This is a genomic window from Roseiconus lacunae, assembly GCF_008312935.1.
Taxonomy (GTDB): Bacteria; Planctomycetota; Planctomycetia; order Pirellulales; family Pirellulaceae; genus Stieleria; species Stieleria lacunae.
In genome coordinates this window covers 260,653-285,734 of record NZ_VSZO01000053.1, presented here as the reverse complement: position 1 = coordinate 285,734, position 25,082 = coordinate 260,653, and the positions used below count along the sequence as shown (strand labels likewise).

Below are 25,082 nucleotides of genomic sequence, written 5' to 3'. Positions count from 1 at the left end.
AAGAAGAACTTCGGGGACGGAGGAATGGGGAGAAGCTTATTTCTGCTTAAGCCACGATCGACGTTTGACCGTCGATCGAAGGCCCGGAGGATGGTTTGCGGTGGGAGCCGCTGCTGCGTTTCTCTCGATCAGGTTCAAGAGGACGCCCCAGCAACATCGAACCAAATTCATAACCCGCGCGGCTGGGGCGATCAGACCTGCGAAAAATGATCCCCAGCGGACGCGTCATACTGAGTGCGCGGCAAGCGACGACGCGTAACGCGCCGTTGGCCGTCTCACGCCTCACAACGGCTTCCGGTAAAAAGCCAGCGCTTTCGTTGACTTGTATTGCCCGAACGATCGAATCGGCGTTGTCAAATTCGTCCTGAAAATCAACCCGCACGCCTGCACGACGCAACACCAAGTCGATCATCTGACGAAGCTCCAACGAGGACTCAAAACCGACCATTTCCAAGCCGACGAGGTCCTTCGGTTCGACTTCGGTCCGACTGGCCAGCGGATGCCCGGGGGCACAAACCAATCGAATAGGTTCCTTTTGCCACGCGACCGAAACAATCTCTTTGCTCGTTCGCGGAAAACTGACCAGACCAAGCTCTGCTTGACCGGTCATCACTTCCTTGATGACCCCTTCGTTGCTGCCGAAGTGGGTGCGGACTTCAACGTCCGGATATAACCGTGCGAATTCTTCCTTCGCATCCGGCATGTAGCTCAAACCGATCGAATAGATCGCCGCGATCTGTAATTGACCGGTCAAATTTCGGCCGATCGACCCCACCTCTTCGGCGAGGCGTTGGTAACGGCCGAGGATGTCAACCAAGCCCGATTGAAAACGGTCCCCGGCCTTCGTCAACGTCAGTGGACGGGTCGACCGGTCGATTAATTGCACCCCCAACTGCTGCTCCAATTGATGCACTGCTTGGCTCACAGCGCTTTGGCTGATGCCGTGGGTCTGGGCAGCTTTGGAAAAGCTGCGACGACGAGCGATCTCGCAAAAAATTTCGAGCGTGCGAAGCTGCAAAATGAACCACCATTAGAAAAACTTATACTCAATTTGCCGGATATTAAGCCCGGCGAATCGGGAATGTAGTACAACTGACGGCTTCGTCAAGTCTTCGGGGTCTCGGTGAGCTCTCGCTTCGTTCAACGGAGCCAATCTCCCCACTAGCGATCCCTTAATGAGCCGGCCCGGGATTTCAAGACGTCGATCTTAGCCCGCGCCGTTTCCGGGGTGATCTGCGGGATCGGGCCACACGCCGGTTCGGTCGCACCAAAAACCCGTCAACGCCGATCGCATTGCCGATCCGTTTGACGGTCGCACCGCTTACGTCGGCCCTGAGGATTGCTTTTGGTGCGGGTTGGATCAGCGGTAGGGGCTACGCCGCATCTGGAACTGTCGATCAACGCCCCGGGGCCGGTTTGCCGAAACAAATTCCTGGTGCGTCGACAGGGCTGGGATGCCCTGGCGATGCCTTTTCCCTCCCCACGAAGAAATCCCCTCCCCCAAGAAAACCAGGAGCCTGAGCCATGTGGCGCGCGTTCTTTATTGCCTTGGGCATCATGGCCATCATTATTGGATTCGAGTCGCTGATCATCGAGAGCGCCGACTTCTATTCCAATCGAGGGTCGAGCCCAAAGGGCCTGCTGGATCCGTCATCGATCCCCGGCCAGACAACGACAACGTGGAAACCTAAAGAGTGGTTCCCGTGGTTGGTCCTCAGCGTCGGCTCGCTGATCGTGATTTACTCGTTCACCTTGCCGAAGCGGTTCCAAACAGCGGGCTAGTCGTTTCGCCTAGCCCGGAAGTTAGGGTTCTGCTTTTCAGTCGACGGGCGTTAACCGAGGTTCACTGCATGCAGACCGTGGCTAACGCCAATCGGCTGATGGGAGAATCGAACTGCAGCCGCACGACCGTGTCAAACGTCATGCGGCGACTGTGAAAAGAAAAACGAACACCGCGTTAGCGTCGGTTCATGATGAACATGCCCCGGTCACTTCGGCTGTGATAAACGGCACGAAACTGACCGCCACCAATATCGGCAGTCATTCGATAGTTGCCCATCAATGGAAGTCGGGTATCGGATCGATAGCGGGTCGAGGTGCCGGGCACGCGTTCCAGTTTAGCTGGATAAACAAAGGGAACCACCACCGCGAACCTTCCGGCGAACCACGCGCGGTAGGTGTCTTCATCAACTTGACGAATGCGTGCCCGAAGCGCTCCTCGATGTCCGGTGCTCTGACTATTCCAACTGCCGACCCACCGCCCTGCGGGCTCTGCGGCGACCGCGCCGACAGGGCTAACGCACAAGACCAGGATCACCAAGATCAGAACGGGAGATCGAAACGCACGTTGATTCATCGTTGGTTTCATCGAAGTTGTTGACGATAGAAAGGCTGTTTTGTCTCTATCATAGCCCGCAGAAAATAGGGTTCATCACAAAGCTAGCCATCCATCGCCGGCTACAACCCCGCGGGCCCCTCATCAACCATCGGCAGGTCGTCGAGGGCCTGCAACCCGAACAGGGTCAAGAATCGTTCGGTCGGATAGTAGTGCGGGACCTTCTTGCCGCCGTCTTCGGGAGTCAGCCGTTTCATTTCCAACAATCGTCGGCGGACCAGTTGGTTGAGCAACGAACCGCTTTCCTTGCCACGCTGGTCCTGGACCTTTTGACTGGTAATGCCGGGCTGATAGGCCACGAGCGCGAGGACTTCGATGGCCGCTTGGCTTAAACGGGTTTCGCGGACTTTTCCCAAGAACGATTGCCGAACCGACTCGACAGCCGGGGCGATTGACATGCGGTAGGCGCCTTCGCTTTCGATGATTCGAAATGCCTGCCGGTATTCTTTGTAGGACGCGTTGAGCGAATCGATCATCTCGATCACTTCGTCTTCGGTGACGTCGCGCATCAGGGACGCCAACCGCTGAGCGGTGAAGGCATTGTTTTCCGGATGCCCGACAAACAACGCCGCTTCGATGATGCCTTCGGGATGGACGGCGTCGTCTTCTGGGACGTCTTGATCGACGACCGAATCGTCTCCACTACCCTCGTCAACCGGCTCGGGCTGGGGAGGTTCGGCGAAGGCTTCGGGGTCGTGCTTCGCGGCAGCCCTGGCGTAGGCGGCACCGAGATCGTCGAGCGAAAACCCTTCGCCCGAAGCATCGAAGTCATGATCGTCTTCGTCCCAACCGGAATCATCCATGTGTTCGTGCTGCCGCGTGGTGGTGCCGTAAAACCGAGTGTTAACCGCGGGCAAGTTAACCGCAAAGCGAGTGTTTTGCGACGCGATGCGCGGGGTTATTTTCGTTGACTGACCCATTCGACGAATCTGCCGATTTGCTCGTGGGCGAGCAGGTCTTCGATGGTGTTGTACGAACGCCCCAGCTCTTTTTCCCGCGGGACGAACCGATGGATGCAGCGATGGCAGTCATGACAGACGGAGATCGTTTTTTGCATCTGCTGGCGAGTGTAGCGTTTTTTAAACCACTTGTTGCGGTGGCATGTCCGAGGGATCAGGTGATGCTCAGTTGTGCCTCGCTTGGTGAGGCGTCCGCAAAGCTCGCATCGTCCTTGGCGGCTTGCTGACGGTTCGGGTTCGGTGTGCAACATCGTTCAGTCTGCAGCATGGGGCGGTCGCGAAGACTCGGAAACCTTTGCGGGCGAGAAACGACATGCCACGGCAGTGCGAGTGACAAGTTCGTTCTGGTGGTACACGGCGAGGCGATCACAGCGTTATTATAGGAACCTGCCCAATTTCGAGTCTTGTTCCGCCGACCTCGGCCGGATGGATCCGAACTACCCGTGAAGCCCTGTCGTCGGCGCAGTAGCACGGCAGAACTCCGATTGGGTCTTGCCACGTTTCCATCACGCCAGACATTGCCGCCCACGAGTTAGACGCACACGATGCCTACCACCGTTCGCTTGAAATTGATGATGTTCCTCCAGTTTTTTGTCTGGGGCATCTTTTTTGTTTCGCTAGGCACATACCTAGGAGTCGTTTTCGCCGCCGAGGAGAGTTTGAACTCCATCATCGGTGACATTTACTCGACCCAACCTTGGGCGGCGCTCGCTGCACCGCTGATCGTCGGCTACGTCGCAGACCGGCTATTCAACAAAGAGATCGTCAATGCGGTGCTGCATTTGATCGGGGGCGTTTTACTGTGGTATTGCAGCACGATCGATTCGGCGCCCGACCAATTTTACTGGGTCATGCTGGCCTTCTTTATCTGTTACATGCCGACACTGGCACTGGTCAACGCGATCACGTTTCAAAACGTGGAATCGGTCGAGTCTGACTTTCCCAAAATCAGGCTCTGGGGGACGATCGGCTGGATCGTCGCCGGCCTCGTGGTTTCAGAATCATTCTTTGGGATCTTTCCGTTGCCCGTCCTTCCTGGTGTTGAAGACGCTGCGAAGACGGCGGTGCCACTTCAAATCGGCGCGGTCGTCAGCGTGATCTACGGCTTCTACAGCTTTTCGCTTCCCAAATCGCCGCCACAAGGCCGCGAGCAACCCGTAAATATCCAAAAGGTGCTGGGGCTCGATGCCGTCCAGTTGTTCGCCAACCCCAGCTACCTGGTGTTCGCGATTTGCTCGTTTCTGATTTGCATCCCTTTGGCGTTTTATTACGCCCGAACAAACGAGTTCGTCACATACATGGCGTTCGGCGATAAGACGACGGCGATCATGGCTCTCGGCCAACTGAGCGAGATTTTCTTTATGGCACTCGTGCCATTCTTCCTAAAGCGACTGGGCGTCAAGATGATGCTGCTCGTTGGGATGTTGGCCTGGGCGCTTCGTTATGCGTTGTTTGGCTTGATGCCGTCTAGCGGAGCGATGCTGGTGTTAGGAATTGCGTTGCACGGCATCTGCTACGACTTTTTCTTTGTCACCGGTCAACTCTACACCGACCGTCTTGCCCCGCGTGATATGCGGACGAGCGCCCAAGCGCTGATCGGGCTGCTCACTTACGGTGCGGGCATGCTGGTCGGCAACCTCGTTCTGGGTCGTTGGGGCGATCACATCGAACTGGACCCGACGTCGCAAGAAGGTTGGCTCGCCGGGGCGAAGGAATTTTGGTTGCTGCCGGCAGGGCTTGCCGCAGCCGTCGCGATCCTGTTCTTCGTATCGTTTTGGGACAAATCGAACGCGGCGACCGCCGCTGTGGCTGACTCGGAAGAACTGCCACCGGCGGACGAAGACATCAACGCGGTTCCCGACCCTGCGTGACGATCGCCCCTGCGTGACGATCGCGATCGCAATCCTGACTCGAATCGCCGGTGGCGGAAGGACCGCCGGCGGATGGCCGGCGCACCGCTCGAGACCAACCCCCTTGGGAGTGGACTGAGGGAAAACTGGGGCACGAACCTGAAAAACTGAGGCTTGGTGTCCTACGCAAAGCGGTGGTTCATCTGATATCCTTCCCGAAATTTGGATTCGATCGTACTGAACACCGGAAAATCGACGTGCCACGACGCGACGACATTAAAAAAATTCTGCTTATCGGAAGCGGCCCTATCGTTATCGGCCAAGCTTGTGAATTCGATTACTCGGGGACGCAGGCCTGCAAGGCCCTCCGCGAAGAAGGTTACGAGGTGGTGCTGGTCAACAGTAACCCGGCCACCATCATGACCGACCCGGCGACCGCCGATTCAACCTATGTCGAGCCGCTGACGTGGCAGATGGTTGAAAAGGTGATCGAAAAGGAAAAGCCCGACGCCTTGCTCCCGACTCTCGGTGGCCAAACCGGCCTGAACGTCGCGATGGATCTCGATGCCAACGGCGTCTTGGAAAAACACGGCGTCGAAATGATCGCCGCCAATGCCAAGGTGATCGCAAAAGCCGAGGAACGTGACAAGTTTAAAGTCGCGATGGAAAAGATCGGCTTGGACGTTTGCAAAGGCTTCACCGTTCACACCATCGAAGAAGCCCGCAAGGCTCTCGACGAAGTCGGCTTGCCTGCCATCGTTCGCCCCAGTTTTACGATGGGCGGCAGCGGCAGCGCGATCGCGTACAACAAGGACGAATTTGACTCACTCGTCAAAGGCGGACTCGACCAGTCTCCGGTCACCGAAGTCTTGATCGAAGAATCGATCATCGGCTGGAAAGAATACGAAATGGAAGTGATGCGGGACGCCGACGACAACGTCGTAATCATCTGCAGCATCGAAAACTTTGACCCGATGGGCGTCCACACCGGTGATTCGCTGACCGTCGCGCCCGCCCAGACCCTGACTGACAAAGAATACCAACGCATGCGAGACGCATCGTTGGCCGTGATCCGTGAAATCGGTGTTGAAACCGGCGGCAGTAACATCCAGTTCGCGATCAATCCGGAAACCGGTCGGATGATCGTGATCGAGATGAACCCACGTGTCAGCCGTTCGAGTGCGTTGGCCAGTAAAGCGACCGGGTTCCCGATCGCCAAGATCGCCGCCAAGCTGGCCGTTGGCTATCGCCTGTGGGAACTGCCCAACGACATCACGCAAAAAACAAAAGCCTGCTTCGAACCGACGATCGACTACGTCGTCACCAAGATCCCTCGCTTCGCGTTCGAAAAGTTCCCCGAAGCCGACGCAACCTTGATGACGCAAATGAAAAGTGTCGGCGAGACGATGGCGATCGGCCGAACGTTCCGGGAATCGCTTCAAAAAGCACTCCGAGGCCTAGAGGTCGGCGCCTTCGGTCTTGGTAGCGACGGCAAAGACCTTTGGGGCGGTGATGAACAGCCCGATCGCGACGCCATCGTCGCCAAACTTGGAACACCGAACGCCGAGCGTATCTTCTATCTGCGTTACGCCCTGAAAAGCGGCATGACGATTGAGGAAATTCACTCGATCACGCACATCGATGTTTGGTTCCTCGATCACCTCGCCCAAATCATCGAACTGGAAAACGAACTTCGCGAACTCGGTTCACTCGACCAAATCGATTACGACCGCATGTGGCGAGCAAAACGCGACGGCTTTTCCGATCGCCAAATCGGAACGATGCTGGGCGCGACGGAGTTGAAGGTCCGCGAAAAACGCCTCGAACTGGGCATCCGCCCGGTCTTTAAGAGTGTCGATACGTGTGCGGCCGAGTTCGAAGCGTACACGCCGTACTACTACAGCACTTACGAACAAGAAGACGAACTGCCGGCCAAGGCCGATCAAAAACGTGTCGTCATCTTGGGCGGCGGTCCCAACCGAATCGGCCAGGGAATCGAATTTGATTACTGCTGTTGTCATGCCAGCTTCGCGCTCCGCGAGATCGGTTATGAATCGATCATGGTCAATAGCAACCCGGAAACGGTTAGCACTGACTATGACACATCGGACATTTTGTTCTTCGAACCGCTGACGATCGAAGACGTTCTCAATATCTGCGACGCCACACAGCCCGACGGCGTGATCGTCCAGTTCGGCGGCCAAACCCCGCTGAACCTCGCACGCGGACTTCAAGAAGCCGGCGTTCCGATCATCGGAACCAGCGTCGACACGATCGAAGCGGCCGAGGATCGTGAACGTTTCCTAGCGTTGATCGATGAGTTGGGTCTGCGTCAACCGCCTAGCGGCATCGCACGGAACATGGACGAAGCCCGCCGTGAAGTGGAACGCATTGGATACCCGGCGTTGGTCCGTCCTAGTTTCGTTTTGGGTGGCCGGGCGATGGAGATTTGTTACGACAAATCTCAGTTTGAGCGTTATGTCGCCGAGGCCTTCATTGTTGCCGACGGGCAACCGGTCCTGATCGATCACTTCCTCGAAGAAGCGACCGAAGTCGACGTCGACGCGGTCAGTGACGGAAAGGATGTCGTCGTGATGGGAATCATGGAACACATCGAAGAGGCTGGCGTACATAGTGGTGACTCCGCATGCGCGATCCCACCGTTTTCGATCCCCGAAGACGTCATCAATGAACTGCGCCAAGCGGCCGACAAACTGGCTCGCGCACTGAATGTCGTCGGCTTGATGAACATCCAATTTGCGATCAAGACGGAAGACGGAAAACCGGTCGTTTATGTCCTGGAAGTCAACCCACGGGCAAGCCGTACCGTACCGTTCGTCGCCAAGGCAACCGGCTGTCCGGTCGCAAGTGTCGCGACCAAGGTCATGACCGGCATGACACTCAAAGAAATCGGCGTGACCAGCGAACCAATTCCGAAACACGTTTCGATCAAAGAAAGCGTGTTCCCGTTCCGTAAGTTCGCCGGCGTCGACATCGTGCTCGGTCCGGAAATGAAAAGCACGGGTGAAGTCATGGGCATCAGTGACAAATTCCCGCTGGCGTTTGCCAAGAGTCAGATTGCTGCCGGGGTAACGCTGCCGACCGAGGGCAAAATCTTTGTCAGCCTGAGCGGACGACACAAAGCATCCGCTGGTTCACTTGCCCGCGATCTGATCGGGCTTGGTTTCGAAGTACTCGCGACCTCTGGAACGGCTGCAAAGCTAGAAGAAGAAGGCGTCGCGGTCACCCGGGTCAAGAAACTTGCCGAAGGCCACCCGAACCTGATCGACTACCTCAAAAACGAGGACGTCGCATTGATCATGAATACGCCGAGCGGCAAAGGGGCCCGAACGGACGAAGGAAAAATTCGCGCCGCCGCGGTTCAGCACGGTGTCCCTTGTATCACGACGGTCGCCGCCGCCGAAGCCGCCGTTCGGGCGATGCAAGCCCTCCGTGAAGACGCGTTAAGCGTTCAATCGCTTCAGCATCGATACCAGGAGTAGCCCAGCGGCATGCCAGAGACCCCACCAAAACCCCGGACGGCGTCCGGCCAGGAATACGATCCGTCTACGTTTCGGCTGCTCGTCGTTGACAACGAGGCGGCGCACGCGCGTGCGATGACGGAAAGCTTGGAAAAGGTGGGCTACAAGTGCACCGTCGCCACCAGCGGCCCCGAGGCCGCGACGCTGATCGAGCGCGACACCTTCGATGTCATCATCACCGACATGGTGATGAATGACGTCGACGGAATGAAGCTCCTCAAGCTAGCCGGCGAACGGTTACCCGACGCCGAAGTTGTGATGGTAACCGGTCACGCGACGGTTCCGATTGCCGTCGAAGCGATGCAACAAGGTGCGTTCAACTTTCTAGAGAAACCGATCACACCCAATCGATTGCGCGCGATCGTCGAAAAAGCGGTCGGCGCGGTCGCCCTGCGACGTCAGAACAATGAACTGATGTCGCGACTGGATGAACGCTTCGGTTTCGAAGGCATCATCTACGCCAGCAAGAAGATGCAAGAGGTCATCGACCGGTTGCGGCGGATCGCGGCGACCGATGCGACGGTCTTGATCACCGGCGAGAACGGGACGGGAAAAGAAGTCGTCGCACAAGCGATTCACCAGAACAGCCCACGACGGAACAAACCTATCGTCGCGATTAACACCGGCGCGATCGCCGAAAATTTGGTCGAGAGCGAACTGTTCGGTCACGTCAAAGGTTCCTTCACCGGAGCCGACGCGGATCGAGTCGGCGCGTTCGAATATGCCAACGGCGGAACGCTGTTTTTGGACGAAGTCGGCGACATGCCGATGGGCACTCAAATCAAACTGTTGCGTGTCCTCGAAGAAAGCAAGATCACACGTGTCGGCGACAACAAAACGATCAACGTCAACGTACGATTGGTGTCCGCTACAAACCGACCGCTCGAAGACATGATCGATGCCGGGACGTTTCGCAGCGACCTGTACTTTCGTTTAAAGGTCGTCACCGTAACGTTGCCTCCACTTCGCGAGCGGCGTGAGGACGTGATTCCGTTGATGGATCACTTCCGCAAAATGTTCCTTCGCCGGCACAACAAGGCGGCCGCACACTTTACACCTGCGGTCACCAAGCGCTTTTTTGCTTATGACTGGCCCGGCAATGTTCGCCAGTTACGCAACTTTGTCGAAACGATGGTGGTGCTAGACACCGACGAGAAACTTGACCTCGATGATCTACCACCAGAATTGATGGACGAGTCTGAGTTGACGATCCCCGAGGAAGTCGCTGACATCCCAGCGATCACCGGTGGGGGGGACTCCGATCTGATCGGTCAGCCACTGAGCGTGATCGAAAAATGGGCGATCGAAAAGACGCTGCAGTTGACCAACGACAATCGTGAGGAGGCGGCCAAGATCTTGAAAATTGGCGCGCGAACACTTTATCGGCGATTAGATCAATACAAGAAGGAAGGCGATTCACCGGACGAGGAATAGATCGATTGCCGCGCGCTCGATCACGTTTTCGATTCCCACGCAATCGCCGCACTCGCTGCGGGAAGATCAAGTCACGACAGCGGCTAGACTGGGAATGTTTTGGGCATTTGAACGAATTGCTTGCGGTCAGGCCCTCGCCGAAACTTCATGATCGCGGTATCCTTCTCCGGTGACAATTCACTCAAGCTGGCTTGATAGACAATATGAGCGTCACAGCAAAACTTGCACTTGAAGACGGAACGATTTTCACCGGTCAAGGCTTCGGTGCGGAAGGCGAAATTAGCGGCGAGGTGGTTTTCAACACCTCAATGACCGGTTACCAGGAAATTCTGACGGACCCCAGTTACCGTGGGCAGATCGTCACAATGACCTACCCTGAAATCGGCAACTACGGCGTCAACTCAATTGACGTCGAACACGAAAAGCCCTCCCTCGCTGGCTTCATCGTCCGAGAAGAGAGCCGAGTTTTCAGCAATTACCGAGCCGAAGGCGACCTCGCGGGTTACCTCAAGAGCAACAACATCGTCGCTTTGGCTGGTATCGATACGCGAGCACTCGTGCGCCGCATTCGAGTCCACGGGGCAATGCGAGGCATTCTTTCGACGACGGACTTGAACGACGACTCACTGATCGAAAAAGCCCGCCAGTCGGAAGGTCTCGTCGGCCGCGATTTGGTTCGCGAGGTGATGCCCAAGTCGGTGATCAAATGGGACACCGAACTTGACGAATGGACCGCAACCGAAGTCAGTCGCCTGCGCGGTGACTCGGCTCAAGATGCCAAAGGAGCCCATATCGTCTGCATGGACTTCGGGATGAAATGGAATATCCCAAGGCACTTCGCCTCCCGAGGCAATCAGGTCACCGTCGTTCCCGGCGACACCAGCGCCGAAGAAATCTTAGAGTTGCAACCCGACGGCGTGTTCCTTTCCAACGGCCCTGGCGATCCCGAGCCACTTACGTACGCCCACGAGACGATCAAGAAGCTTGTCGGTCAGAAACCTGTGTTCGGAATCTGCCTGGGACACCAGCTTCTGTCGCTCGCCTTGGGTGCGAAAACGTTCAAACTGAAGTTTGGCCACCGGGGAGCCAATCAACCGGTACTCGACCTTGAAACCGGTAAAGTTGAGATCACGACGCAAAACCATGGCTTCGCCGTCGAAGAAGACTCACTGCCCGATTGCTTGGAAGTCACCCATCGCAACTTGAACGACGACACCGTTGCCGGTGTCCGACACAAAGATGCCGTCGCCTTCGGAGTCCAGCATCACCCCGAAGCATCGTCGGGACCTCACGATAGCCACTATCTTTTTGAGCGGTTCCAAACCGTGCTGTCACAGTCTAGCTAACGCGCTGCATAGCCACGGTTCCCGATCAGCCGCATGGCGTTCGCCACGGTTTCGGTGCAATAACCGGAGCTAACGCTCGTCGGCTGATGACGCGAATCCGTGCTTTCAAAGCGTCGCCGCAACCACCCGCCCCCAGCCTTCACGCTCCCCGCGGGGAGAGTCGGGCCTCCGGCCCGGTGAGGGGCTCTTTCCCGAGCCGGACGCTCGAATGTTCCGTTCCAACTCCATTCAAGGATCGGCCGCATGGCATTAGCCACGGCCCTCGATCAGCCGCATGGCGTTAGCCACGGTTCCCGTCAACAAAGGTCACCAACGCCTCCACAATCCTACGCCCGCATCGGCGGAAGTTACAATAACGGCCCCACCCGTTACTACCTCCCCCGAGATCTCTGATGATTGTGCGTTGCTGTTTTTCTCTGCTATTCGTTGCTCATTTACTCGGTAGCTTAGCCTCTGCCGCAGACCGCCCCAATGTTCTGCTGATCTGCGTCGATGACCTTAAACCGACGCTCGGCTGCTATGGCGATTCGATCGCTCAGACGCCGCATATCGACGCCTTGTCAAAGCGTGGCATACAGTTCAATGCGGCGTACTGCAACCAAGCTGTTTGCGCGCCTTCACGAAACGCGTTGATGACCGGACTCCGCCCCCAAACGCTCGGCATCTATGACCTAGGCACCAACTTCCGTAAAGGTGCCCCTGATGCGATCACGATGGGGCAGCATTTTCAAGCAGCCGGGTACCGGGCCGAAGGGATGGGAAAGATCTACCATCGTGGACATGGAAACGGTGACGATGCGGCGACCTGGTCCGTCGCACACTGGAACCCCAAGGGCCCTGGATATCAATTGAAGTCGTCACGGGCGAATCCCAAGACATCAAAGGGCAAGACTCGCTACGCGGCGACAGAACGTGCCGAAGTGGACGACGACGCCTACCCCGATGGACAAACCGCCGGAGAGGCAATCAAACGATTAAACGCCGCCGCAGGGCGCACGGACACGCCGTTCTTCATAGCGGTCGGATTCGTGAAACCCCACCTGCCTTTCGTCGCTCCGGAGAAATACTGGAAGCTATATGACGCGGCGGAATTGCCAATGCCAACGGTCACGTCAGCTCCCAAGGGTGCGCCAAGTTATGCGAAAACGAATTTTGGCGAGCTGCGCAATTACAGCGATATTCCATCAAAAGGCTCGCTTAAGCCCGCCACCGAGCGAGAGCTGATCCACGGATACTATGCGGCGACCAGTTACATGGACGCACAAGTGGGTCGCGTGCTGAATGAACTCGATCGACTCGATCTACGTGACAACACGATCGTCGTGCTATGGGGCGATCATGGTTGGCACCTCGGTGATCACGGAATGTGGTGCAAGCACACCAACTATGAACAAGCCGCTCGAATCCCGTTGATCATCTCCGTCCCAAAAGATTTGGGGGGCAAGCCACGTCACAGTCACGCGTTGATTGAAACCGTCGACCTCTACCCAACCTTGTCTGCGTTGGCAGGATTGCCGGCTCCGGAAGCGGTCGACGGAATCGACCAATCCGCCGTCATTAACGGTGAACAAGACTCGCTCCGCGACCACGTCATTCACGTGTACCCACGATCCAACCGTATTGGTCGCGCGATCCGCACCGACCGTTACCGTTTGGTCGCTTGGGAATCGACAAAGAAACGGAATCCCGAACCGACCGATTACGAACTCTATGATTACGAAGCCGACCCACTCGAGACGAGGAATCTCGCCGGTGACTCCGACGATGTTGTTCGCGAACTGCGGTCGTTCTTAACGCAGCATCCGGCTCCGAAACCTTCGATCGCTTCGAAGAATTAACAACCGATCCGAAATCCAAGGCGCAGTCTTTCAGCCGACGTTGCAGGCCTCGCTGTTCTTCCAAGGCCTGCGTCTTCGGCCCAGTCGGCGTACACGCTACCAGGCTTTCGACCAGCTCGCGATCACCGAATAATCGGTCTCGAGCTGGATCCCATCTAGGTCTTGCGCGACGGTGGGGACAAATTCAAAGTTGAAGTAGTGCCCCGCTTTCATGAACTGCGTCCCGATCCCGATGTTGTACCAGTATCCGCCGCGGAAATCTTCGACGTTCGTCGCGATCACCATGTTTGCGGTCGCAGGGTCTTCGCCGTCAAAAGCGGTTCGCCACAAGTGTTCTCCGCGTAGCGAAACGGCCCAGTTGTCCGTCAAGAGCACGCTCGTCCAACTGTTGAAACGAAACTCATCGCCGACGCTATAGCCGCGGTAGTTTCGGCCGATCGGCAGATCGGTTTGGAATTGGTATCCCAACGACCACCACTCACCAAAACGCTTGTAGGTCAAACCGGGCTTGAAGTTGAACGTGCCGCTCCCTAGGCGCATCGGATAGGGCAGGGCCTGCGAAGCCGCGCCGCCGGTCGGAATCGTTGACTCGCGATAGATGTCGCCCGTCGGAACGCTGCACCCGAGATTCGCGATCCAGTCTTGGCATTCGTCACTGTACATTCGCAGCAAAGCACCGAACGAGGTGTCGCCAAAGCCACTGTTGTGGGTCGTGAACGATGATCCGCGACCGGCTGGATTCATGTCACCGCGAATATGATCCATCGTCAAGCTGGGTAACATCAGCATTGAATACAACGTGACGTCTTCGTTGTAACCGTACATGACGTGTAACATGTGCATTTCCATTGTCATGTTCGTCGGCGCGGCACCGGCGTTGGTCATGACACCATCGACGTTGATCCCGGCAGGCATTCCTGGCGGCCCGATTGCCTCTGCATCTGAAACCTTGTCCTTGCCGATCAGGTTATCTTCCATCGACATCAACATGAACTTGTATTCCACCATCCACTCGCCGGGCTCGTGAAGGTGATCTCCCATGATCCCGGCAGGACCATGCTTATCGGCCAAGGATTTCCTTCCCTCGGCGGCCACACCCACCGATGCAGACGCAACAGCCAACGCGAAGGTTAGTTTTCGAAGTAACATCAAGTCGCCTATGTCAAACGGAACTTCAATCGACATAGGGTTTCATCGGATCACGATCGATGAAACTCAGACGTAGCCGCTCCCATGACATCCGACTTCGCGGTTGATGGCGTCCAAAACGCTACAACGAGAACAAATTAACGGCTTCGATCCGATACCAAGTGCTCTATCTAGATCAAATCTTGGGGTTCGGCTCATCAGCTGGAGATGGCAGATAGTCCCGGCTATTGCACCGAAACCGTGGCGAACGTCATGCGGCTAATCCGAAACTCGAGTTGGAACGAAACCCTTGCGGGTGAATCGATTACGAACTTGAATTTCAATGGAACCGCCGACGGCCGTTCTCTTAGCCTTCGATCGCGCCGGTGGCGACGCACTTCACACTGCGACCGCCTTTCAAGTCAGTATTGATCCGAATCTCCTGCCCGACCTGATCGGCGTCATCGCCCGCTTTGAAACGCATCGTGACGAAGTGCAACTTTTTCTCGCCTGGTGGGGTATCAAACTCGAATCGCTGATCCGCACAAACGACTTCGGTTATTGAAAAGGGCTCTTCCCCGCGGATGACCAAGCGTTTTTCCACGACAGCACCCGGCTTGCTGGTTCCCAGATTGACCGCCGCCGGAGAGACACTCAACGACGGCCGGATTCGCCCGTTGACTGACATCTCGGTCGTTGGGAACCGCGTGTCGTTGCTAATCAACGTCAACTGCTCGCGAACGTCTCCCTCCGGCATTGTTTCCAATACCTTCACCCGCATTCGGTAGCGGACCGTCCCGGGTGATTTTTGCGGGGCCCCCAGCTTGACCTGCAAGTGCTCACAGTGACTGCGAACATCGGTGATTTGCCAGTTGCTGTTGCCGGTATGAGTCACCGTGATGTCTTGCTCGGATTCCTCGCCCGACTTTAACTCACCGAAAGCAACTTCCGGCGGATCAAAGGTGATATCGGTGCGAATGTAGCCTTCGACCTTCAAACGGACTTCGGCGTAGTACGGGCGATCGATGACGACTGTGATTGTTGCCGACTTTTGCCCGATGAAGCTACTCGTGTTGAACTTTGCGATCACCGCGCCAGTTTCACGCGACTTCAACAGATCCTTGGAAACCGTGGGCGTCGTGCAACCACAACTTGATCGGACGCCCGCGATATGGACGTCGTCCTGGTACAAGTTGGTGAATTCGAAGTAATACTCGCAATTAGCCCCGCGTCCGACGGCACGGAAATCGTGCTCGGTCGTCTTGAACATCTTCTCAGCCCAATTCGTTTGCTGGGCCTGTGCAGAAGTAGACGAAAGCGAAACGCAAAGCCCGACGAATAACAGCAGCAACCGCCACAGATGGGTCACTCGGTCAGCGGGCAGTAAAGAAGGACGCCAAAGGTGGGACGGGGCAAGCCGTTGAAGCATCAATTCGCACCAATCGTTTCGAGTTGGGTGCAACCCAAACGGATTGCCCGCAAACTTTAACAGGATTCACTGGTTTGATGTAGGCATCTCTGGGCCTACCGTATCGATTGTTTCGGCTATTTGATCGAATGTTTCCAACAATTCTTTCAGTCGTTCCATTGGTAGACCGACGACGTTGCTCTCGCTGCCTTTGCCGACAATGCGTATCCAGTCGTTCCCGTCTTGGTAACCAAAGGCCCCCGCCTTGCCCTCCCACAACATCGACGACAGATATTCCTCAATCATTTTGTCGGTGAGGGTTTCCATCACCAATTCAGTCCGAACCACATCGACACAACATCTCTGATCGTTTGTGCGCCAAAGGCAAACACCGGTATAGACGTCGTGTCGTCGTCCACTAAGTGTTCGAAGCATCTCTTCGGCATGCAGTTCATCACTCGGTTTACCAAGGATCATCCCCGCGACAGAGGCAACAGTATCGGCCGCCAGGACCATTGCCGAACGATGACGAGTCGCAACGTCCTTAGCCTTTCGAAACGCGTATCGAGCCACCAGTTCGGGCGCCGTCTCACGACTGCACATCCCACATTCGGCATCGGCGCCGGCAGGATCAATGGTGAATTGATAGCTAGCAGCCTTCAACAGCTGAGCCCGGCGCGGCGACCCGCTGGCCAACACCAACGGCAAACCACCCGGGATAGTTGCCGAAGGTAACCTTTGCATCAGTGGAAGGTGGTCAGAGATTGCCATCTATTTGTCGGATTCGGGGGGATCGTTCGAAGCACCACCCGGCGGAGTAGGCGGTGCCGCATCGTCATCGGACTGCTGAGGTGGATTCATGTTGGGGTTCTGGCGGCGCTGTTCCAATTGCCGCACGGCACCCTTGAGCGAATCGATAAGACGCGGGACCTGACCCGCCGCCACAAATACACGCGAACTCACCGCCGATTGCGGAAAGAAACTGGTCAAAAAATCGAGGCCAAATCCCAACTGATCGTGCCCGATCATCACTCCGTTGGCGTAGGTGCCACTGAGTACTTCGTCGGGAAGCTTCAAGTCGTCATAGATCTCTTGAGGAGTTGGGCGTCGTGCCTCTGGATCGGTTGGCTGGGGCTGCGGGGTAAACGGATCACCAAATCGATTTCGGTAAATTTCCAAGTTCGTTTGCAGAGCCTCGATCAACTGTGGCATCACTTGATGCGGAATAACGACCCGTGAAGCGACGATGTGTGGCCGACCGATCGTCCGAAGAAAATCCACAATGAATTCACTCGGCCCGGTCATCACGATTGCCCCAGTACTGTACGCCCCCGCCGCAACGTGGTCGGGAACACGGGCTCGCAGCGGCGGATTCTGTGAATTCCCTGATCCTTGCTGCCCGTCTTCGGGGGGCTGTTCGTCAGACATTCGTTTGGTTGACCGGGCTTAAAACGCGGAAAAGATCGAGAAACAGTGACCGGCACAGTCTAAGCGGGTGTGGACACCACGGAAAGGTGACCTAACAACACGACATGATGCTATTGAGAATTATTTTCATTAGGGATATTTTAGAGTGCACGTGCCTTGTCATCGCCCCATTCAATTCAAACACCTGCCCGCCCGATGCACGACGAACACCGAACGTCGCCCAGCCCCCCACCCGAAATCGAGCTACCGAAGATCGTCCGCTTCGAAGAACTCGCCCGCTGCGGGGAAGAGGTTTGGATTGAATTCTCGGGACAGATTTACCGACTGCGAAAGACACGCCAGGGCAAGCTGATCCTCACCAAATAGCCTTCTCGAACAGAACGCCAATTCTGCCCCCAAGGCCCCCGCCTCCGGGCAACAAAGTTCCTGCGCGGAGCGGCGTTGAGTTTGGCAAACGGCCGCGTCCGCGCCGCGCGGTTCACGGAAAACAGTCGGACGTGGATCATGCTATGCCCGTCACGGCTTGCGACCCTCAGAATTTAGATCGAGGTACGGTCGCGGCGAAATCACAGCGTCTGGTCAGCCACACCTTGAGGTTTGGTTGGCTCAATCACCCGCCGGACTCATAGATCCGGCTTGCCCGTTTCAGAAACGCGCCGCCGGCGGAAGGTGATTTTTGCCGACGCCGCCGGACGCCTTGATCCACCCCAAGCCTCTCCCTCGATGGCAGACCACACGCCAGCCATTTGTTTCACAACGAATCGATTCTCCACGAAGGTATCGCCATGCGTCGGCCTCGTCGACTTCGAGTGAATCAATGAATTGCAAATCGCGACGTCTCGCCAAATGATGCGAAGGTTTCCATGTCCGTCCGGTTCGATAAGCAAGCTCAGGGCCGGAGATTGATATTGCCTCCACCCAACTTGGCGCGTCGGCGGGCCACGCCCATAGGTTGACCTCGCCTTCTTCGATTCGTAATTCTTTGGCTTCAATCATTGTCGCAACGGCTTCGGGGAGTTCGATGTCCGTGCCCTGTTTTTGTTTTCTCCGTTTTCCCTTTGACTTACGTTCTCGAAAACTTCCCACACTCGGAACATCGACATCGGATCGCACCGAAGCCGCAAAACTTCCCGCGCATCGGTCGCGGTGTGGCCACAACCGATAGCAGCATGCGTTCTCTGGGGAGTTTTCGTGACTTCGTCGGCGCGGTGCGCTTTGATAAGGAGATAGCCGATCAACTGGATCTGGGATTGCAGGAAACTCATCGATCAACCAATCGATCTGAGCTTCGTTTTCTCTCTCGGCAAAGGTACAGGTGCTAAATACAAGTTGTCCGCCTGGGCGAAGCAGCATGAACGCCGATTGGAGAATCCGCCTCGCCCGCGCGGCGCTGTGTTCAACCTGGGCTATCGTGATCGAAGACAACGTCTGCTTGCCCTTGCTCAGCAATGCCTGACCACTACAAGGTGCATCGACCACGACCAAATCAAAGATGCCTCCCAGTTGATGAGCCAATCGTTCCGGATCCATCGAACTGATCGCATAGCGATTGCTACCGGTGCGAGCCAAATTGAATGCCAGCGGAGCGACCCGAGACTTAATCGGCTCGTTGGCCAATAGGAATCCGTCGCCGATGCTCTCAAGGAGCGCCGTTGCTTTGCCACCGGGCGCCGCACACAAATCGCAAATCAATCGCCTCGGTGCTTCGACTTCGATTGGCCGATCGGCTTCGCATGCGGCCAAGGCCAACATCGAACCGGAGTCTTGCAGGTAGTAATCACCGACCGCAAAGTCCAACGTTTGTCCGAGCCTGATGCTAGGGTCCATGCACTGATACCCCAACCGATACCACACGATCGGCTGCAGCGGCAGATTGATGTCGGATTGTGAAAGCCCCCAATGCACTCGAACGGAACTGGAATGCTTTTCAAATAGGCTCTCCGCAAAACGCTCGATGTCTCCGGCGGAATCACGTTGATCACCGAGGACCGGAATTAACTGCGATGCGATTTCTGCTTTTGAAACGTCCACCCGATCTCCTTTGCCCCCTGGGCTGCGGGCGGCCTCGATTATCGTCGGCTGAGCCAATTGATGACCGTGACCATTAGCGACAGCATTCCGGCGAGCAATAGCGGCGAGGTAAAGGTGAACATGATGAACGCCCGATGTGCCAAGCGTCCGACGTCTTCTCCACCATCACGAGCTTCACCGTACAACAAAACGCTTAACTCTTCGCGGATCATCGGAACGCGAGCCGCATAGAACAACGCAGCCGAAATAAACGCGAACACCACCATCAATAACAACATCAATGACAAGCTAACTTGAAATCTTGGTCGCCTGCCCCCGACTTCAGTATTTGAACGACGTTCGCCGTGAACCGAGGCTGCTTGATGCGAATTCGGTGTCAAATTCATGGCGAATAAGCTTGTTCGGGTAAATCCGGAAGCGGAGCTTGAGGCACACGGTCGGGCTGCCAAAAGTCCTCGACTTCTTGTCCGCCCGTATCGCGACGGAGCAACAAGTAGATGCCTCCCAGCAAACCAAACTGCAGCGTCAAACACCAAGCGACCGCAACCGACGCGGTCGCAGCAATCGCAGAAATCTGAAATTCCCTAGCATGCGTCATCGCACCGGGCACATGCATCCAGGCGAAATTTGCTGCCGCTAACGCCGCCGATGAAAACCATTGCGTGAGTGCAACGAGCAACATCGCCAGCACAACATAACCGACTAATTGCAAGGGCCGCCGAAACAACGCTTCGAATCCACGACTTAGGGAATCGATCGGGTCTGGGTCTTTTTCACAGATCATAGCCGCCCAACCGATCGGGATTGCAACCATCGAACCGGCAATCAAGACTCCCACAGGTACCGCCGCGAGCCCGACCAGCCATCCCACAGTCACACCGACGATACGGTGCGGGAAGAGAACAACCGGCAACTGCAGTGCATACAATCCAAGCAAGGCAAAAAAGATGGTCGCGATGATCAATAGCGGCACCGCATACGAATACAGCAAACGCTTCCAAGTTAAACGCAGTGTCTCACCGGCCGGAGGCAATCCGCGGGCGGCCGTCAACGACGCGCCAGCCCGAGCGACCACCTGAATCACCGGCGTCCAAATCCCTAAACAGACAATCACACCGACAAGTGACGAAAGCGAAAATGAGGTCTGACTCATCATCGACAACGGCGCTGACACCGTCCGAGGAACTATCTCGGGACGAATCAGCCCCATCGGAGCGTACAGCGCCGATAGTTCTACACCTAGCATGTTTCCAAGCAACATCGAGACCCAAACGGCCATGACGACCATGCCGATGTAAACAGGCGAGGCAAGTAAACGAAGGACCCGAAACAATCGCGTACAAGGGGCAACATCAACCCAACTGCGCATCCGATCGAACATCCCGGTTTCAAACTCGTATCCGGCATGAATTTCGTCAGTTTTCTCTCGCGACGCTTCACTCACCTCCGCTTCCCCGTCTCAATCCCGCTTGCGTTTCTATCACTGAACTGACTAATGATGCTTCGTTTCTATAAAAAATCTGGACGTGATCGATTGGGCGACAGGCGTTAGCCCCGGTTGTTGCTCGGAAGCCGTGGCTAATTCCATTCGGCTCATCAAAAAAGGAACCGAAACATAGCGTTAGCGTCTTCACGATTGGCGGCAAAGCCGTGCGTTTTGCCTGACCGAGTTGGCCCCTCTCGGAATCGCAACCGTGGTCAGTATCGCTTAGCAGGGGAAGGAAATGCAAGCAGGGCCACCGAGGCGAAACGTTGCGATTGCCTTCTCCCGATGAATTTGCACTTCCAGACGGCGACAACGCCAGAACCATGCTGCTGTACAGATCAAGCTGCATCGGAAGGCACCTCGACGGGCTTGGCATCTACTGACGTCGAGCCGTTCGCGAATGTGCTAGTTGCTTTTGGTCGGCCGAAAGGCATTGACCCAGGACAGAAACGACGACACTTGCCGAGTTTGAACCCACACACGTCCCTGTCCAGAGAACTGACAAACCAGGCCTTCACCGCCAAAGAAGAACGACTTGATCTTTCCGCCCTTGCGAAGTCCCGGCAGAACCGTCACCCGATAGTCCAGCGATTCCTCGAACGCGACGATGTACCCCGTGTCAACGATGAAGTCGTCGGTAACGTCGACTTCCAAAATCGCACCGTAAGAATTGAAGAACAAGTCGCCGGCTCCGGTCGCTTTCAGCAGCACCAACCCTTCGCCGCCGAAGAACCCTTTCGCACCTTGCCACTTCCCGGTCACCTCCACTCCGGGCCCATTCAACATATACGCCCCGCGCTGCAACATGATCGGTCGGCCTTCCAACCGATAGTACGCGACGTCGCCTGCCATCCCGCCGGCGAAGAGTACTTCGCCGGGACCGGACTGGGCGGTAAAGGTGTTGATTATCAAGCTCTCGCCACCGAGCATTCGCCCAAACGTTTTCCCAAGTCCGCCTTTGAAGCCGGCTTCCAAGTGAATCGACGGCGACATCGAAACCATCGCCGACGGCTCTGCGAACACCTTTTTCCCCGTGTCGATCTCGACCTTCAAAAGCGAAAAGTCGGGTCGCTGAGTAATCTCGAATTTAAGATCTGACGACTCACCCGTCAGCGTACCATCGCCCACATTCCGCACCGCCGAGGTGGGCACCGATCCGGCCGGAAACTGACCACCGGAAGGAAGTGGTGAACCGGCAAAGAATGGATCCGACCCCGTCTGACCGTCGGGCACCTGCCCGACTTCAGACGCTCCGAAGGGGTCTGATCCCGCATCCATCCCTGGGGCCTGCGTTGGAGCATCGAACACTCCACCGGAGGGCGACGTGGCGGATAGACGCGACGGATCATTGGTTCCAAAGGCTGGATTTGGCGTCGGGTCTTCCGGCGGTGCCGCCTCGATCGATGACTGCGAAGCGGTCGGCAGCTCGGGGATCATCATGATCTGCCCGCATTCTTTGCATTTCCCTTTCTTGCCAGCCATCTCGTCAGCAACCTTGTAGTGCTTATTACAGGAAGGGCAAGCGAACTGAATCATGATGTCACGGGGTGATGGAGTGCGTGAAAAGTACCGACGCGGGCAAAGTTGCGAAACAAACGAGGCGGGAACGTCTGATCAACGTGCTTTCAGTTTTGGCCCAAGCAGTTTGCCAAAGCTGGGTGGGTTGTGCGATTGAAAATACAGTCGCCCCTGGCCGCTGAACTTACACACCAGACCTTCGCCGCCGAGGAAGCTACCGACCAAGCTCTTGCCGGCCTTTCCGATCTTGAACTGCAACGTGTCTTCAAAGGCGACGATGTGACCGGTATCGACGACATACTCGCCATTGACCTCGACGCAGTGAATCGCGCCGAAGCTGTTGAGCAGCAAATCACCGGTCCCGCTGCACTTGACCCAAAACATACTCTCGCCGCTGAAAAGCGCTTTTCCCAAACCTTGCCACGTGGCATCGATTTCGATCCCGGTCGACGATGCAAGCCAACTGGACCCTTGTACGACCAGCGTCCCACCGGTCATCTGGTAATACATAATGTCACCGAGCATCGCCGGGCCGATAATCAACGATTGCTCGGGCTGGGTTGCCGTAAAGTGATTGAGAAAGAAACTCTCGCCGGCAAACATTCGCTTAAGACCTTTGGCCAAGCCACCGCCGCCGCCCTTTTTTCGGCTCGTCGTTTCGACATTAAAGCCGCCGTTCATCGCGATCATCGCGCCGACTTCACAGGTAATCGATTCGCCGGCCGCGAGGGTTAGCCTGGCGACCGTCATCGCGGGTCGTGACAAAAGTTCGTATTGCATGTAGCTGATCCAACACCCAGAGAAGAATTGCGAATGATGTCGACGCGTCGGCCTACCAAAGATGCGCGTTCGTCCAAGCCGCCAACCCGTCAAACGAGCGTGACTGCATGTAAATTTTGCCCGGTCCGTTGACCCGGGTGATCAACCCTTCGCCGCTGAAAAAACTCGAAAAGATGCCGCCGGCCATCCCGACGCGAACACCGATGGTCGGCTCGTAAGCGACTAAATGCCCTGTATCGACGATGTACTCCTCATCGATTTCTCGCTCAAAGATCCCGCCATACGCACCGAACCAAACCTTGCCATGGCCACTGACCTTCAAGCGGAATAGACCTTCACGGGCGATGAACATCCGGACTCCCGCCCAACCGAGCCCCAGTTTGACGCTCGGTTCACAAGCGATGAACGCCCCCGGCTGAAGAAACATGGTGTTGCCGTTGAGCTCCAGGCACTGCATGTCACCGGGAAACGATTGCGTCAACACTAACTCGCCGCCGGATGACGTCGTAAACGTGTTGACGAACATCGATTCGCCACCGAAGATCCGTTTGAGTACGCCTTGGGCGGGCCCACCACTCCACTGTGTCGACATTTCAACCGACCCGTCCATACTTGCCATCGCATCCGCTTCGGCAATGATTTGCTCACCAGGTTCCAACCGGACATACAAGTTGGCAAAGGATGGTTTGTCGCGAATCTCGGTGTGCATCAACCGTCTCCCTGAGGATTTGGACGCTTGGTCGCGCGTGCTTGAACTTGTTCCCAATCGACATCGATGGGGGTGTACTCTTTATTCGGCAATGTCTCAACAATCGCATTGACACTTTCAATTCGGTCGGCATGCTGCGGGTGCGTGCTGATCCACGCGAGTGCATCGGGAATGTCACCGTGCTCTTCTTCTAAGATCTCGAAGAACCGAGCCATGCCGCTCGGGTCGATGCCCGCGGCATGTAACATCCGAACCCCTTCGGCATCGGCGGCATCTTCCTGGCCCCGAGAATAACTGTTCACGGCGGCGTAATGAAACAACTCCGCGCCGGCCGCCATCAACCCCGAGACATCACCGATCACAAGCGTCGCGGCGGCCCAAAACCCAAGGGACTGACTGATCCGTTCGAGTCCGTGGCGCAACGTCGCGTGTGACATTTCATGGGCCAATACCGCCGCAACCTGTTCCGGGTCTTCGGCTTGCTTGATCAAGCCGGTGTAAACCACAATCACCCCACCCGGAAGACAAAACGCATTCATCATCGGGGAATCGATGACGTGAACTTCGAATTCCATCGCCTCGACGGCCGCATGAGGCTCCAGTCGCTCGACCATTGTCTCGATCGCCGAAACCACCACGGGATCGTTGATCTCCGGTCCGCCGGTATCCATTGACGCATACGCCGCATCGCCGATCTGACGATCCACACTGACGGGCAAGGCATGGATGGCTGCCGAGGCGCCGAATCGGATGCCAAAGTAACCACCGACGAGCAACACCAGGATTCCTACCAGACATGCCGTCCCAAACAGCATCCCGCGCCGCGATTGGCGTTTCATCTGCTGCTTCGACGCACCGAGTTGGTTGTCGAGCACGCCGCAAGCCGCCGTCGATAACGATTTCGAGAACTTCTTATGATCGCAAAAAATCGTGACCGTTCGGTCTGGGTTACGGCAGAACACCATCCGGTTGTTAAAGCCCCCCATTTCGATCTGGCAATCACGATACGGAATTGCGAAACGCTCGCCCGTCGGCGTAATCGCTTCGATTGCCGCCGTCGCCAATGTGATTTCCGCTCCGGCGCGTCCCGAAGGAAGTTGCTCGTTGAACACGCCACCAGAATATTGCTCGTCAATCATGTCTCAACCAATACTGCTCGCGATCGGTCATTCGAGTATACCAATGTCCAAAACCAGCGTGTTCGGCGAGCGTATGGATTTGCTAGAAAGA

At 56.3% G+C, this 25,082-nt stretch carries 23 protein-coding genes; 8 read left to right on the top strand and 15 right to left on the bottom strand.

The window, feature by feature from the left end:
* Positions 1-46: 46 nt before the first annotated feature.
* Positions 47-985 carry a LysR family transcriptional regulator gene (locus FYC48_RS24205; protein ID WP_235034422.1) on the bottom strand — a complete coding sequence of 313 codons (939 nt, stop codon included), beginning with the start codon at positions 983-985 and terminating at the stop codon, positions 47-49.
* Here FYC48_RS24205 and FYC48_RS28525 point away from each other — a divergent pair.
* Positions 917-1,087 carry a hypothetical protein gene (locus FYC48_RS28525; RefSeq protein ID WP_230774590.1) on the top strand — a complete coding sequence of 57 codons (171 nt, stop codon included), beginning with the start codon at positions 917-919 and terminating at the stop codon, positions 1,085-1,087. The genes FYC48_RS24205 and FYC48_RS28525 overlap by 69 nt on opposite strands.
* Before the next feature lie 437 nt (positions 1,088-1,524).
* Entirely contained in the window at positions 1,525-1,782 is a 258-nt protein-coding gene (locus FYC48_RS24200) for a hypothetical protein (RefSeq protein WP_149499359.1), read from the top strand.
* Positions 1,783-1,957: 175 nt separating this feature from the next.
* Here FYC48_RS24200 and FYC48_RS24195 read toward each other — a convergent pair whose 3' ends face one another.
* From FYC48_RS24195 to FYC48_RS24185, 3 genes are all read right to left on the bottom strand, one after another.
* Entirely contained in the window at positions 1,958-2,356 is a 399-nt protein-coding gene (locus FYC48_RS24195; RefSeq protein WP_149499358.1) for a hypothetical protein, read from the bottom strand.
* Between the two features lie 101 nt (positions 2,357-2,457).
* Positions 2,458-3,315 (bottom strand): SMC-Scp complex subunit ScpB, encoded by an 858-nt coding sequence (locus FYC48_RS24190; RefSeq protein WP_149499357.1) that lies wholly within the window; start codon positions 3,313-3,315, stop codon positions 2,458-2,460.
* Positions 3,294-3,605 carry a hypothetical protein gene (locus tag FYC48_RS24185; protein WP_235034403.1) on the bottom strand — a complete coding sequence of 104 codons (312 nt, stop codon included), beginning with the start codon at positions 3,603-3,605 and terminating at the stop codon, positions 3,294-3,296. Before FYC48_RS24185 ends, FYC48_RS24190 begins: the two co-directional genes overlap by 22 nt.
* A gap of 294 nt (positions 3,606-3,899) precedes the next feature.
* Between FYC48_RS24185 and FYC48_RS24180 the strand changes: the two genes are divergently transcribed.
* From FYC48_RS24180 to FYC48_RS24160, 5 genes are all read left to right on the top strand, one after another.
* Positions 3,900-5,225 (top strand): MFS transporter, encoded by a 1,326-nt coding sequence (locus FYC48_RS24180; protein WP_149499356.1) that lies wholly within the window; start codon positions 3,900-3,902, stop codon positions 5,223-5,225.
* A 236-nt stretch (positions 5,226-5,461) separates the two neighbouring features.
* The gene (carB, locus tag FYC48_RS24175; RefSeq protein WP_149499355.1) at positions 5,462-8,707 is read left to right on the top strand and encodes a carbamoyl-phosphate synthase large subunit; all 3,246 of its coding nucleotides are present in this window, start codon (positions 5,462-5,464) and stop codon (positions 8,705-8,707) included.
* Between the two features lie 9 nt (positions 8,708-8,716).
* A complete protein-coding gene (locus tag FYC48_RS24170; protein ID WP_149499354.1) occupies positions 8,717-10,180 on the top strand; it encodes a sigma-54-dependent transcriptional regulator in 1,464 nt (487 codons plus the stop codon).
* A gap of 203 nt (positions 10,181-10,383) precedes the next feature.
* Positions 10,384-11,526, top strand: a complete 1,143-nt coding sequence (carA, locus tag FYC48_RS24165) for a glutamine-hydrolyzing carbamoyl-phosphate synthase small subunit (protein WP_149499353.1) — start codon at positions 10,384-10,386, stop codon at positions 11,524-11,526.
* A gap of 392 nt (positions 11,527-11,918) precedes the next feature.
* Complete coding sequence (locus FYC48_RS24160; protein ID WP_149499352.1) at positions 11,919-13,364, top strand: sulfatase; 1,446 nt, start codon at positions 11,919-11,921, stop codon at positions 13,362-13,364.
* A gap of 96 nt (positions 13,365-13,460) precedes the next feature.
* On the opposite strand, the gene FYC48_RS24155 is transcribed toward FYC48_RS24160, so the two are convergent.
* The 4 genes from FYC48_RS24155 to FYC48_RS24140 all read right to left on the bottom strand — a co-directional run bounded on the left by FYC48_RS24155 (position 13,461) and on the right by FYC48_RS24140 (position 17,328).
* Complete coding sequence (locus FYC48_RS24155; RefSeq protein WP_235034402.1) at positions 13,461-14,549, bottom strand: transporter; 1,089 nt, start codon at positions 14,547-14,549, stop codon at positions 13,461-13,463.
* Positions 14,550-14,859: 310 nt separating this feature from the next.
* Entirely contained in the window at positions 14,860-15,921 is a 1,062-nt protein-coding gene (locus FYC48_RS24150) for a DUF1573 domain-containing protein (protein ID WP_235034401.1), read from the bottom strand.
* Between the two features lie 66 nt (positions 15,922-15,987).
* The gene (locus tag FYC48_RS24145; RefSeq protein ID WP_149499576.1) at positions 15,988-16,644 is read right to left on the bottom strand and encodes a Maf family protein; all 657 of its coding nucleotides are present in this window, start codon (positions 16,642-16,644) and stop codon (positions 15,988-15,990) included.
* Positions 16,645-16,671: 27 nt separating this feature from the next.
* Complete coding sequence (locus tag FYC48_RS24140; protein ID WP_149499351.1) at positions 16,672-17,328, bottom strand: DUF3467 domain-containing protein; 657 nt, start codon at positions 17,326-17,328, stop codon at positions 16,672-16,674.
* Positions 17,329-17,523: 195 nt separating this feature from the next.
* On the opposite strand from FYC48_RS24140, the gene hemP reads away from it, so the two are divergent.
* Positions 17,524-17,694, top strand: coding sequence for a hemin uptake protein HemP (gene hemP, locus FYC48_RS24135; RefSeq protein ID WP_149499350.1), 171 nt, complete (start codon positions 17,524-17,526; stop codon positions 17,692-17,694).
* A 279-nt stretch (positions 17,695-17,973) separates the two neighbouring features.
* On the opposite strand, the gene FYC48_RS24130 is transcribed toward hemP, so the two are convergent.
* The 7 genes from FYC48_RS24130 to FYC48_RS24100 form a co-directional block, all read right to left on the bottom strand.
* Positions 17,974-19,359, bottom strand: a complete 1,386-nt coding sequence (locus tag FYC48_RS24130; protein WP_149499349.1) for a methyltransferase RsmF C-terminal domain-like protein — start codon at positions 19,357-19,359, stop codon at positions 17,974-17,976.
* Between the two features lie 38 nt (positions 19,360-19,397).
* A complete protein-coding gene (locus tag FYC48_RS24125) occupies positions 19,398-19,637 on the bottom strand; it encodes a hypothetical protein (RefSeq protein ID WP_160149744.1) in 240 nt (79 codons plus the stop codon).
* 104 nt (positions 19,638-19,741) lie between these two features.
* A complete protein-coding gene (locus FYC48_RS24120; protein ID WP_149499347.1) occupies positions 19,742-20,803 on the bottom strand; it encodes a hypothetical protein in 1,062 nt (353 codons plus the stop codon).
* Positions 20,804-21,250: 447 nt separating this feature from the next.
* On the bottom strand, positions 21,251-22,381 hold the full coding sequence (locus tag FYC48_RS24115; protein ID WP_149499346.1) for a TIGR00266 family protein: 1,131 nt from the start codon (positions 22,379-22,381) through the stop codon (positions 21,251-21,253).
* A gap of 78 nt (positions 22,382-22,459) precedes the next feature.
* Positions 22,460-23,143 carry a TIGR00266 family protein gene (locus tag FYC48_RS24110; protein ID WP_149499345.1) on the bottom strand — a complete coding sequence of 228 codons (684 nt, stop codon included), beginning with the start codon at positions 23,141-23,143 and terminating at the stop codon, positions 22,460-22,462.
* Between the two features lie 52 nt (positions 23,144-23,195).
* Positions 23,196-23,852: a TIGR00266 family protein gene (locus FYC48_RS24105; protein WP_149499344.1), complete on the bottom strand. Its 657-nt coding sequence runs from the start codon at positions 23,850-23,852 to the stop codon at positions 23,196-23,198.
* Positions 23,852-24,991, bottom strand: coding sequence for a M48 family metallopeptidase (locus FYC48_RS24100; RefSeq protein WP_235034400.1), 1,140 nt, complete (start codon positions 24,989-24,991; stop codon positions 23,852-23,854). Before FYC48_RS24100 ends, FYC48_RS24105 begins: the two co-directional genes overlap by 1 nt.
* Between the last annotated feature and the right edge of the window lie 91 nt (positions 24,992-25,082).

Coding starts and splice junctions, on each gene's coding strand:
- FYC48_RS24200 (WP_149499359.1), top strand. CDS start 1,525: ATGTGGCGCGCGTTCTTTATTGCCTTGGGCATCATGGCCATCATTATT.
- FYC48_RS24195 (WP_149499358.1), bottom strand. CDS start 2,356: ATGAATCAACGTGCGTTTCGATCTCCCGTTCTGATCTTGGTGATCCTG.
- FYC48_RS24190 (WP_149499357.1), bottom strand. CDS start 3,315: ATGGGTCAGTCAACGAAAATAACCCCGCGCATCGCGTCGCAAAACACT.
- FYC48_RS24185 (WP_235034403.1), bottom strand. CDS start 3,605: ATGTTGCACACCGAACCCGAACCGTCAGCAAGCCGCCAAGGACGATGC.
- FYC48_RS24180 (WP_149499356.1), top strand. CDS start 3,900: ATGCCTACCACCGTTCGCTTGAAATTGATGATGTTCCTCCAGTTTTTT.
- FYC48_RS24170 (WP_149499354.1), top strand. CDS start 8,717: ATGCCAGAGACCCCACCAAAACCCCGGACGGCGTCCGGCCAGGAATAC.
- carA (WP_149499353.1), top strand. CDS start 10,384: ATGAGCGTCACAGCAAAACTTGCACTTGAAGACGGAACGATTTTCACC.
- FYC48_RS24160 (WP_149499352.1), top strand. CDS start 11,919: ATGATTGTGCGTTGCTGTTTTTCTCTGCTATTCGTTGCTCATTTACTC.
- FYC48_RS24155 (WP_235034402.1), bottom strand. CDS start 14,549: ATGTCGATTGAAGTTCCGTTTGACATAGGCGACTTGATGTTACTTCGA.
- FYC48_RS24150 (WP_235034401.1), bottom strand. CDS start 15,921: ATGCTTCAACGGCTTGCCCCGTCCCACCTTTGGCGTCCTTCTTTACTG.
- FYC48_RS24145 (WP_149499576.1), bottom strand. CDS start 16,644: ATGCAAAGGTTACCTTCGGCAACTATCCCGGGTGGTTTGCCGTTGGTG.
- FYC48_RS24140 (WP_149499351.1), bottom strand. CDS start 17,328: ATGTCTGACGAACAGCCCCCCGAAGACGGGCAGCAAGGATCAGGGAAT.
- hemP (WP_149499350.1), top strand. CDS start 17,524: ATGCACGACGAACACCGAACGTCGCCCAGCCCCCCACCCGAAATCGAG.
- FYC48_RS24125 (WP_160149744.1), bottom strand. CDS start 19,637: ATGTTGTTATTGATGGTGGTGTTCGCGTTTATTTCGGCTGCGTTGTTC.
- FYC48_RS24115 (WP_149499346.1), bottom strand. CDS start 22,381: ATGATTCAGTTCGCTTGCCCTTCCTGTAATAAGCACTACAAGGTTGCT.
- FYC48_RS24110 (WP_149499345.1), bottom strand. CDS start 23,143: ATGCAATACGAACTTTTGTCACGACCCGCGATGACGGTCGCCAGGCTA.
- FYC48_RS24105 (WP_149499344.1), bottom strand. CDS start 23,852: ATGCACACCGAGATTCGCGACAAACCATCCTTTGCCAACTTGTATGTC.
- FYC48_RS24100 (WP_235034400.1), bottom strand. CDS start 24,991: ATGATTGACGAGCAATATTCTGGTGGCGTGTTCAACGAGCAACTTCCT.